The 2,589-nt window shown below is 60.8% G+C and carries 3 protein-coding genes; 1 reads left to right on the forward strand and 2 read right to left on the reverse strand.

All coding sequences use genetic code 11. The annotated features are described in order from the left end of the window. Positions 1-100 precede the first annotated feature (100 nt). Both rpsG and rpsL read right to left on the reverse strand, forming a co-directional pair. Positions 101-571: a 30S ribosomal protein S7 gene (rpsG, locus tag ACR0R4_RS13050; RefSeq protein WP_433647801.1), complete on the reverse strand. Its 471-nt coding sequence runs from the start codon at positions 569-571 to the stop codon at positions 101-103. Beyond that, positions 571-942: a 30S ribosomal protein S12 gene (gene rpsL / locus ACR0R4_RS13055; RefSeq protein ID WP_282726384.1), complete on the reverse strand. Its 372-nt coding sequence runs from the start codon at positions 940-942 to the stop codon at positions 571-573. Before rpsL ends, rpsG begins: the two co-directional genes overlap by 1 nt. Before the next feature lie 349 nt (positions 943-1,291). Between rpsL and ACR0R4_RS13060 the strand changes: the two genes are divergently transcribed. Further along, complete coding sequence (locus ACR0R4_RS13060) at positions 1,292-2,548, forward strand: integrase catalytic domain-containing protein (protein ID WP_433645266.1); 1,257 nt, start codon at positions 1,292-1,294, stop codon at positions 2,546-2,548. Positions 2,549-2,589: the final 41 nt, after the last annotated feature.

The following is a 2,589-nucleotide window of genomic DNA, read 5'->3' on the forward strand; positions in this document are numbered from 1 at the left end:
TGAATGGGAAGGTGGTGGATCGCGGCCGCGGGCGCGGCAGCTGGCCGGGTGGTGGATCGCTTGCGCGATCCACCACCACAGCCGCCTGGCTACCGGTGAATTACCAGCGGTAGTGCGCGAATGCCCGGTTCGACTCGGCCATTTTGTGAGTGTCTTCACGACGCTTCACCGCGGCACCGAGGCCGTTGGATGCATCGAGAATCTCGTTGGTGAGACGCTCGGTCATGGTGTTCTCACGACGAGCCTTGGCGTAGCTGGTCAACCAGCGCAGTGCGAGTGTGTTCGCACGGTGCGGCTTGACCTCGACGGGCACCTGGTAGGTGCTGCCGCCAACACGACGCGAACGCACCTCAAGTGTGGGGCGCACGTTGTCGAGCGCCTTCTTGAGAACGGTCACGGCATCCTGGCCGCTCTTCTCAGCAACGACCTCGAGTGCACCGTAGACGATGCGCTCTGCGAGGCCCTTCTTGCCGTCGAGAAGGATCTTGTTTACCAGCTGGCTGACGATGGGCGCACCGTATACCGGATCGGCAACGACGGGACGTTTCGGAGCAGGACCTTTACGAGGCATTACTTCACCTTCTTTGCACCGTAGCGGCTACGAGCCTGCTGACGATCCTTGACCGCCTGCGTGTCGAGTGCGCCGCGCACGATCTTGTAACGAACACCGGGGAGATCTTTCACACGACCGCCGCGCACGAGCACCATCGAGTGCTCCTGCAGGTTGTGGCCCTCACCTGGGATGTAGGCCGTGACCTCGGTACCGTTCGAGAGCTTCACACGAGCGACCTTGCGCATCGCCGAGTTGGGCTTCTTGGGTGTGGTTGTGTACACACGGGTACACACACCGCGCTGCTGGGGGTTCGCCTTGAGTGCGGGCGCCTTGGTCTTGGTGACCTTAGGCGACCGGCCCTTGCGAACCAGCTGCTGAATAGTAGGCACTGATTCTCCTAGTTGCTCCTGCACGGTGACAGGACTGCTTACATGAACAAGCATGCGCGGACACTCACGTGCCCGCTAACCTGCTGCCGCTTGCGCGACCGGTGCAGGTATGCCGTGGGGGTATCGTTCGTTTCCGACGAGTTAACCCAGAAGGCGACTCCCCCGGCCTCTCCTGCGCACGCACAGCAAAAAACGGTGGAACACACCAGCTACCAACTATACGCGTCGTTTCCTGAATTCCGCAATGCTTCGACGTGCCTCACCTAATATGCCCGCGAAACACTTCCGGTGCATCACGTAAAAATGCCCGCGAAACGGAATCATCAGTTTCATGGGAAGTGGGCTATCAATGCGTGCCAGACACGAGATCACACGAAAGTTCGCGAAGCAGTATGCCGCAGCGGCCAAGAAGGAGAAGAGCCGTCTCCTTGACGAGGTATGCGCGATCACGGGCTGGTCCAGAGACAACGCGCGCAGACAGTTACAAGCTGCGCTGAAACCGCGTCGGGTAGGGGCCCGGCAACGTAAGCCGCGCCCGCTGAAGTACTCACATGACGCGTTGAAAGTGCTGCAGAAAGTGTGGGCGTTCGCGGGCGGGATCAGCGGGAAATACTTGGCCGCGTCAATGGAACTCCAACTCATGCTGCTGGAAGCGCACGGCGAACTGGTCCCAGGCCGGGGCAGGTACAGTCACCACGTCGCGGACGAGTTGCTGGCAATGTCACCGGCCACGATCGACCGCTACCTCGCCCCAGCCCGCGCGAGGGACCCACTCCGCGGGATCGCCACCACCACGCCAGGCCCGCTGCTGCGGAACTCGATCACGATCAGGAAAGCCGGTGACGAGATCGAGGCCGTACCCGGGTTCTTCGAGGGCGACACCGTCGCACACTGCGGGCCCGTCTTGAAGGGTGAGTTCTGTCGCAGTGTTGATCTCACCGACATGCACACCGGTTGGACGTACACGCGCTCGATCCGGAACAACGCACACCTGCACATTCGTGACGCCCTCGACCGATTCATCAGCGAAGTGCCGTTCGAGGTGACCGGGGTGGATTTTGATAACGGGTCCGAGTTCATCAACTACGACGTCATCGGTTGGGCTGCAGAACTTGACATCTACTTCACGAGGTCCCGGCCGTACAAGAAGAATGATCAGGCCACGATCGAGTCGAAAAACAATCAGATCGTGCGCCGGTACGCGTTCTACTGGAGGTACGACACCGCGCCTCTGCTGAAGCTATTGAACGAGTTATGGCCGCTGGTGAACGATCGCCATAATTTCCTCACCCCCACGAAGAAACCCATCGGTTGGGCGACCGATCAAAGGGGGCGCCGTAAACGTGTCTACGATGAGCTCGCGACACCATTCGACCGGCTCCAGCGTTCCGGTGTGCTCAGCGCCGAGAAGACCGCCGAGTTGACCGGGTACCGTGACAGCTTGAACCCGGCCCACATCGCTCGCGAGATCGACCGAATCCAGCAGCGCCTCACCTACCTCGCGGCCGAGAAGACTCGCACGCTCGAAGCGATCGAACTCGCGAAAGCACCAAACGCGGCAGCCGGGGTCAAGCCGGCCCGCGCGAGCAGGAAACAGGCAAGCTAAGCTCGAGAATTACGCGGGCATTCTTATGTGAGTCACCGGTG

The organism is Leucobacter fengyongliangi (assembly GCF_050971685.1).
In the GTDB taxonomy this organism is placed as follows: Bacteria; Actinomycetota; Actinomycetes; order Actinomycetales; family Microbacteriaceae; genus Leucobacter.